8 protein-coding genes (2 of these 8 only partly in view) are annotated in these 7,500 nt (G+C 60.9%); all 8 read right to left on the reverse strand.

Annotated elements, in window-relative coordinates; translation table 11 throughout:
• On the reverse strand, window positions 1–145 hold the beginning of the coding sequence (gene dhaL / locus PR017_RS15910) for a dihydroxyacetone kinase subunit DhaL (RefSeq protein ID WP_111219358.1). It extends 560 nt beyond the left edge of the window; only the first 145 of its 705 coding nucleotides appear in the window; its start codon is at window positions 143–145; the stop codon falls past the left edge of the window.
• A 44-nt stretch (window positions 146–189) separates the two neighbouring features.
• Window positions 190–2,289, reverse strand: coding sequence for a bifunctional sugar-binding transcriptional regulator/dihydroxyacetone kinase subunit DhaK (locus PR017_RS15915; protein WP_111219356.1), 2,100 nt, complete (start codon window positions 2,287–2,289; stop codon window positions 190–192).
• A 125-nt stretch (window positions 2,290–2,414) separates the two neighbouring features.
• Window positions 2,415–3,056 (reverse strand): dihydroxyacetone kinase subunit DhaL, encoded by a 642-nt coding sequence (gene dhaL, locus PR017_RS15920; protein WP_111219354.1) that lies wholly within the window; start codon window positions 3,054–3,056, stop codon window positions 2,415–2,417.
• Between the two features lie 11 nt (window positions 3,057–3,067).
• Entirely contained in the window at window positions 3,068–4,060 is a 993-nt protein-coding gene (locus tag PR017_RS15925) for a dihydroxyacetone kinase subunit DhaK (protein ID WP_111219352.1), read from the reverse strand.
• A 29-nt stretch (window positions 4,061–4,089) separates the two neighbouring features.
• Window positions 4,090–4,863, reverse strand: coding sequence for an SDR family oxidoreductase (locus PR017_RS15930; RefSeq protein WP_111219350.1), 774 nt, complete (start codon window positions 4,861–4,863; stop codon window positions 4,090–4,092).
• Between the two features lie 59 nt (window positions 4,864–4,922).
• Complete coding sequence (locus PR017_RS15935) at window positions 4,923–5,909, reverse strand: substrate-binding domain-containing protein (protein WP_111219348.1); 987 nt, start codon at window positions 5,907–5,909, stop codon at window positions 4,923–4,925.
• A gap of 84 nt (window positions 5,910–5,993) precedes the next feature.
• Entirely contained in the window at window positions 5,994–6,974 is a 981-nt protein-coding gene (locus PR017_RS15940; protein WP_206423157.1) for an ABC transporter permease, read from the reverse strand.
• 79 nt (window positions 6,975–7,053) lie between these two features.
• Window positions 7,054–7,500, reverse strand: the final stretch of a protein-coding gene (locus tag PR017_RS15945; protein WP_111219344.1) for a sugar ABC transporter ATP-binding protein. 1,032 nt of this gene lie beyond the right edge of the window; only the last 447 of its 1,479 coding nucleotides appear in the window; its start codon lies off the right edge, out of view; the stop codon is at window positions 7,054–7,056.

A 7,500-nucleotide genomic window follows, 5' to 3' on the forward strand; every position in this document is an offset into this window, starting at 1 on the left:
CATGGAAGCCGAGCGACATGGTGATGCCGTGGTCGGCGTCGCCGATCGCGCCGTCGAGCGACGTCAGCCGATCCTTTTGCCGATCGATTGCTGCAGAAATATCATGAAACATCCGCCCGAGGCTTCGTGCCGCGCTCTCAGTCATCGCTATCCTCCATCGATCGGGCCATCTCCTCCCCGATTGCCGTTTCACGTCATTTTCAGAACGACACCGTCGCAGGGATGTTTCAAAAGTGCGGTCAGATCTTCGTCCAGATGCAGTATCGATATGGATGCGCCGACCATGTCTAGCGATGTGAAATAGTGGCCGACCCAGTTCGCGTCGATGGCGATCCCCTTCGCCGCCAGTCGCTGCTCCACTCGCCTGAAAAGAATATACAATTCCATCAGCGGTGTTGCGCCGAACGAATTCACCAGCACGGCAACGCGATCGCCCGCCACCGGTTTCATCTCTGAAAAAATACGATCGATAACCTTGTCGACGATCGCGTCGGCGGGCATCATCTTCTCGCGGGCGACGCCGGGCTCGCCATGGATCCCCATGCCGAACTCGATGTCGTCTGGCCCGATGGCGAAATTGTATCGCCGCGTCTGCGGCATGGAGCAGGGCTCGAGAGCGACGCCGACAGTGTAGGTGCGGGCATTGGCCCTGCGTGTCAGTGCCTCGCATTTCTCGAGCGGGAAACCGATGTCGCAAGCCGCCCCCGCTGCCTTGAAAACGAAAAAATTCCCTGCAACCCCCCGTCGCCCATCGCGGTCCTCGACTGGCGACGAGGCGATATCGTCGGTCGTCAGCACCGTTCTGACCGAGATTCCTTTCGCCTCGGCCATTTCTGCGGCCATTTCGAAATTCATCACGTCGCCCGCGTAATTTCCGTAGACGAAAAGGACACCTTCACCGCCCGACGCTGCCTCCGCACCTTGCAGAATAGGACCAGGCGGCGGCGACGAGAAAATATTGCCGATGGCCACAGCGTCGGCCAGGCCTTTGCCGACATAGCCGTAAAAACCAGGCTCATGCCCGGCACCGCCGCCGATCACAAGACCGACTTTCCCCGGCCTGGGACCGTCCCGCGCAATGAGGACGCGATGGGATCTGTCGATCGGTCGAAGGTGGCTCGCATGGGCCTTGACCATGCCGGAAAGCATCTCCTCGACGACGTGGTCCGGATTGTTGAGAAACTTCTTGGTATAGAGGCGCTGGTTGGCCTGCGGCACCGGTTCGCCGATATCTGTCTTTGCCCGATTCGAGATCCTGCGATCGACATCGGCGACCCCGTCGGCATTGAGAATGCCGCGTGCAGTTGCCGCATCGGTGATCAGCACGTTGACATAGCCGCCACGAAGTGCGGCGAGAATGGCCGGCACCTTGTCGAAGCCACCGGCTATGGCAACGCGCAAGTCGATCGCCTTCAGCATGTCCAGTGAAATACCGATGGTGCGCTCGTCGAGCGGGCCGGTGATAGGTCGCCCATGCCCGTCTATGAAGCGACCGGCTACTACACCGACGGCATTTCTGGCCAGATAGTCCTGCAGGGAAACAGACTCGAAAAAACCACTGGTATGGATGGTCGAGTTGGGGCGCAGCGACGAAATGCCGAAGAGGGCCTTGTTGGCGCGCGCAAGGGTCTGGAACTGGTTCTCGATCAACGGCTCGCGCAACAACAGGTCGCGCATTTCAAGGCTGGTGACGATTGCCGGTGCGGAAATGTTGATCAGTCTGGCGCCGACCGCGTCGGCAATCGAGGCCGCGCAGAGTTCGGGCGTGTAGGCAAAGCTGGCCCGCGTTCCGCCCGTCGCCTGGACGACGGTGACATCCTGCAGGCCGGTCGCCGATGCCCGCTCTCCGACGGCAAGTACCGTGCGGCCCCAGGAAACCGCGAGCGTATCGCCTGATTGCAGGAGGCGTTGCAGGGCCTGCGCCCCTGCCATTCCCAGCCGCTCGATCAGGGGCCTGGCATTGTCGTCGCTCGGCACGACAAGACAGTCCGCCAAGCCGAAGTGGTGCTTTATCTCCCGGGCAACGGTCAGCGACGACAAGCGGCCGGGCTCGATGGAAATGCTGACGATGCCTCGCTCGCGCGCTTCGGCCAGGTAATTGTTGACCGTTGCTCGCGAGATGCCCATGGCATCGGCGATGTCGCCCTGCGTCATGCCGTCTTCGTAATAGAGCCAGCACGCCCAGACATAGGGATCGTCGCCGTAACGCAGCGGCATCCCCTCGAGGGCTTCGGACGCGCTGGCCTTGCCGGGGGCGGACTTTCGCGGCTGGGATAATTTGATCGTCATCTAAACGCGCCGTCTCCCGTGTTTTCGACTGCAACGATGAAAGCACGGCAAGCGCTTTTGCAAGGGACCTCTAGCGAAAGTCACGACAGCCCGGCCGGCCAAAGCGACTTTCTACCGCGTCAGGATCAGCGCAGGCGTTCCTGCGCAGATAGGCTGAGCTGCTTCAGGATAATAGCGCAGGATGTGGCGCCAGCATCGAGGACGCCGAGAGAACGATCCCCCAGCCGGCTCGACCGGCCAATTTTTGCAACGAGATCGATCGTCGAGTCGCGACCGGCCTCGGCCGCCTGCACCAGTTTCTGAAGCGCAGTTTCGAAGGGCTCATCCGATGCAATGGCGTCGTCGAAAGCCTCGATGGCGGGTACAAGTGCATCGAGCAGCGTCTTGTCGCCCACCTTGGCGGAGCCGATGGACTGTATGCCGTCAAGCCCGGCATGCAGCATCGCGCTGAATGTTTTGGGATCGATGTCTTCGCAACCTTCGAGTTGCTCGGCGAATTCGGAAAACATCACGCCGTAGAGCGGTCCCATTGAGCCGCCAATTTCGTTCATCAGCACGGAGCCGAGTATCTCGAAGGATTGGCCGAGGGTTGCATCCTGTACCTTCAACCGTTCCGCCGCCATGCCGAAACCCTTCGCCATGTTGACGCCGTGGTCGCCATCGCCGATTTTCCCGTCGATCTCGCTCAGATAGGCCCGGTTTTCGACGACGCGATCGGCAATAGACAGCACGATCGGCGCGGCGGAGGTGTTCTTGAACGTCTGCATGTGGGTCTTCCTCAAAGCTTCATGGTGCAGTCGACGTCGACTGCGAGCAGCGCCTTGGTTTCGGCGTCGAGCGCCATGACGGTCAGCGTCGCGCCGACCATCTCCAGCGACGTGAAGTAGTTGCCGACATACGTCTTGTGAATGACCAGGCCCCGTGCGGTAATTTCAGTCTCGATCGTGTCGTTGAGAATATACAACTCGTTCAGCGGCGTGGCTCCCAGCCCCGATACCAGAACGGCAAGCTCCGTCCCCGTCGGCAGATTATGGTCGTCCAGCACGATCTTGCACATATCGCGCGCAATCTCCTGTGCGGTTTTCAGGGGCTCGACGCGAACCCCGGGTTCGCCATGGTGGCCGATGCCTACTTCCATGGTTCCAGGCTCGATCTGGAAGTTCGGATGGCCGACTGCCGGCAGCGTGCACGGACCAAGGCCGACGCCGATAGAGCGGCAGTTGTCGATTGCCTTCTGGGCCGCGATGCGAACCTCCTCGAGGCTTCCGCCCTGCGACGCTCTTGCGCTGCCGATCTTCCACATGAAGATCTCGCCGGCCACGCCACGCCGTTTCTCCCGCTCATGCGGTGGCGCGGAGCACACGTCGTCATTGGCAACCACGGTTGCGACCTCGATACCCTCCTTGGCCGCGAGCCGGATCGCCATTTTCACATTCATGTTGTCGCCGGCATAATTGCCATAGAGGCACACAACGCCGGCGCCGCCATTGGCCTCGCGGAAGGCATCCTGAAAGCTCTTTGCGGTCGGTGAGGAAAAAAGCTCGCCAACGGCTACCGCATCCAGCATGTTCCGGCCGGTATAGCCCATGAACCCCGGCTCATGGCCGGAGCCGCCACCGGTGACGACACCGACCTTGCCGGCAACAGGGGCACCCTTGGCGACGATGACGCGCGGGTTCTGCCCGACACGAAGGATGTCAGAATGGGCCTTGACGAAGCCCCTGACGGTATCTTCGACGACCTGGTCCGGATCATTGATAAATCTCTGCATAATGTCTCCTTGAAATTCCAGGCTGTCGCTTAGAGAATGGTGTAGCCGCCATCGATCAGAAGATCGGCACCGTTGATCATGTCTGCGCCGTTCGAAACCAGGAATACTGCTGCGGCCGCCACTTCTTCCGGATAGGCAAAGCGCCCGTTCGGTATTCTTTTCTTGGCAGCTTCGCCCTTCTCTCCCGCCCAGGCCTTCTTGCCGAGTTCCGTCAGCACCACGGTTGGGGAAATCGTGTTGACGCAAATTCCATGCTTGCCCCATTCTGCGGCAAAGGTCTTCGACATGCCGATGACGCCGAATTTCGAAGCGCAATAGGCCACATGCTCCTCGATCGCAACCGTTCCCGCCTGGGAGGCCATGTTGACGATCTTGCCGCCCTTGCCGGCGGCGATCATCGCCCGCCCGACCGCTTGGGTCACGAGAAAGCTGCCCTTCAGATTGATGTTGATGGTTCTGTCCCAGTGGTCGAGCGACAGGGCCTCGGCCGGCGCGAGATAGACGACGCCGGCGCTGTTGACCGCGATGTCGATGCCGCCAAAGGCAGCCAGTACGTCGGCAACGGCCTGTTCGACAGATTGCGGGCTCGATACGTCGCAGACAAACGGTCTTGCGCCATGGGAGAGCGATCTGGCTTTTTCAGCCGCGACATCGGCATTGATGTCGAGCACTGCAACTGTAGCGCCCTTGGAAGAAAATGCGTCGGCAATTGCCGCACCGATGCCGGAGGCACCGCCCGTTACCAGCGCAATCTTGCCGGTCAGCGGGAAGTTGAGATCTATTTGCAACGCGGTATCGGTCATTGTGCTCCACTCTCGTCTAGCGGGATCGGGGCGGCGTGGCCGCCCCTTTAACCCATTTCCTACTTGCGCGATTCCAGCAGCTTGTCGGCATTTTCCGGAGTAACCTTGGTCCACGGAACGAGGTAATCCTTCTCTTTGCCGTCAGCCCACTTCATGTCGGGATACTGTGTCCAGACGGTTGAAACCGGCTTGTAGTCCGGCCGGGCCGCCTTGATGGCAACGTCGAGTGCACCCTGTGCCTGGGCGCTGCCGTCCTGCAGGATAGATGCCATCTGGCCTGCCTTGACGGCGTTGATTGCATCCGTCACCCCGTCGACGCCGGCAATGGCGAAGTCGGAGACCTTCAGCTTGGCTGCCTTGATCGCCTCAATGGCGCCCAATGCCATTTCGTCGTTCTGGCCGATGATGCCCTGGATCTGGCCAGGGTGGGAGGTCAGCCAGTTCTCCATCAGCGTCTGGGCTTCGGCACGCGACCAGTTGGCCGTCTGCGTTTCCAAGACCTTGACATCGGGGCAGGCTTTCAGCGCCTTCTGGTTGCCTTCGAGGCGCTGGATCTGGCCGGATTGGCCGATCGGTCCCTCAAGAATGACGAGATTGCCCTTGCAGCCCATCTTGTCGAGCACGGCCTTGGCTTCCATCTCGCCGGCCAGCACGTCGTTCGAGCCGACATAGGATGTCAACAGGTCCGAATTGACGCGGGCGTTCGAGCCGACCACCGGGATACCGGCATCATGTGCCGCCTGCACGGCAGCAGCACCGGCTTCGACATCCATCGGCACGAAGATGATCGCATCGAACTTCTGCGTGATCATCGTGTTGAACTGTTCCTGCTGGACGAGCGCGTCGTAGCGGCCGTCAAAGACGGTCAGTTCGACGTCGCCGCTCTTGACGGCGGGATGCTGTTTCAGCGCTGCCGACCAGAGCTGCATGAATTCGGCGTTGAGGCCGTAGGTCGTCGCCCCGATTTTGAGTTTCTTGTCCTGCGCCATGGCCGGCGCCGCAAGAATGGCGACGCTGGCGATAAGTCCAATCAACAGTCTCTTCATCTCTTTCTCCTCCATAGAGAATCCCGGCTGCCATCTGGCATGCCGTTTTGTTGCGGGCAGCGGTTGCCGCCCGAATTACTGCGGTCACTGACCGTGATTTCGTTTCTGGTCGAGCATCACGGCGCCAACGATGAGGGCGCCCTTGAGGACCTGTTGGTAGTAGGACTGGATGCCGAGCAGATCGAGACCGTTGTTCATCACGCCGATGATCAGCGCGCCGATCAGCGTGCCGGTGACGCGCCCGACTCCGCCGGAAAGGCTGGTTCCGCCGATGACGACGGCAGCGATGGCGTCGAGTTCATAGGCAACGCCCGCCTGGGGCAGGGCCGAGCCGGTTCGCGCCGAGAGCATCATGCCGGCGAGACCCGAAAGGGCGCCCGAAATGGTATAGACGACGAAGCGGATGCGGGTGACGTTGATGCCGGAGGTCTTTGCCGCATGCGGGTTGCCACCGACGGCATAGATGTAGCGGCCGAACCGCGTCCGGTTCAACACCCACCAGGACACCAGGAAGACCACCGCCAGGATGACGACCGGCATTGGAATGCCGATGATATTGCCGGTGCCGATCCAGCGAAACTCCGGAGTCAGGCCCGGAACCGGCTTCCCACCGCCATAGATGAGGGTCATGCCACGAGCCGCAGACAGCATGCCGAGGGTTGCGACGAAGGCGGGCACCGAAAAGCGCGAGACGATAATGCCGACGATGGTACCGCAGGCAAGACCTACAAGGATCCCGGCCGCGAGGGCCACATAGGCCGGGTAGGGTGCACCGAATACGCCGGCCGTCGCCGATGTCGTCGCCAGGCTGGCGCTGACGATGCCGGTCAGGGCCACGACCGAGCCCACGGACAGGTCGATGCCGCGCGTCAGGATCACGAAGGTCATGCCGATCGCCAGCACGCCGTTGATCGAGGTCTGCAGCAGGATGTTCGAGATATTCCCGGACGTCAGGAAGTATTCGTTCGACACGGAGAGGATGAGTGACAGCAGCAGGAAGGCAAGGAAGATCCCGTACTCCTGCAGCAGCAATCTGCGACGGTCTGCATTGAACCAGCCGGTCATCGTTTTATGATCTGTGAGAGACACGTTTCTGACCTCATGACGTTCCGGACGAACGACTTCTTGTTTTTTCAGGGATGCGCTACGTCGAAAGATGAACCAGGGTTTCGGCGCTGGCCTCGTCGCGCCGGTAGATGCCTGCAGACCGGCCATCGCGCATGACCAGTATTCGGTCCGACATGCCCAGCACCTCGTCGATTTCCGATGAAATCATGATCACCGTGCCACCTGCCGCTGCAAAATCGCAGATAATCCGATAGATCTCGCGCTTGGCGCCGACGTCGACGCCGCGTGTCGGCTCGTCGAGCAGCAGGATTTTCGGGTCGCGCAAAAACCACTTGCCGAGCACGACCTTTTGCTGGTTGCCGCCCGAAAGGCCCGAGACGGGCATTGTGTCGCGCGCTGCCTTGATTCCGAAATGGGCGATCATCCGGCTGCTTGCTGACTGCTCCTCGCGGACACGCATGACGAAGTTGGGGCTCATCTCGGGCAGGCTTGCCATGGCGATGTTACCGCGCACGCTGTCGTC

This window comes from Rhizobium tumorigenes, from assembly GCF_003240565.2.
GTDB classification, from domain to species: Bacteria; Pseudomonadota; Alphaproteobacteria; order Rhizobiales; family Rhizobiaceae; genus Rhizobium; species Rhizobium tumorigenes.

What these genes read in the sequence shown, in the direction of transcription:
- dhaL (WP_111219354.1), bottom strand. Translation starts at nt 3,056, where the DNA reads ATGCAGACGTTCAAGAACACCTCCGCCGCGCCGATCGTGCTGTCTATT.
- PR017_RS15915 (WP_111219356.1), bottom strand. Translation starts at nt 2,289, where the DNA reads ATGACGATCAAATTATCCCAGCCGCGAAAGTCCGCCCCCGGCAAGGCC.
- PR017_RS15940 (WP_206423157.1), bottom strand. Translation starts at nt 6,974, where the DNA reads ATGACCGGCTGGTTCAATGCAGACCGTCGCAGATTGCTGCTGCAGGAG.
- PR017_RS15925 (WP_111219352.1), bottom strand. Translation starts at nt 4,060, where the DNA reads ATGCAGAGATTTATCAATGATCCGGACCAGGTCGTCGAAGATACCGTC.
- PR017_RS15935 (WP_111219348.1), bottom strand. Translation starts at nt 5,909, where the DNA reads ATGAAGAGACTGTTGATTGGACTTATCGCCAGCGTCGCCATTCTTGCG.
- PR017_RS15930 (WP_111219350.1), bottom strand. Translation starts at nt 4,863, where the DNA reads ATGACCGATACCGCGTTGCAAATAGATCTCAACTTCCCGCTGACCGGC.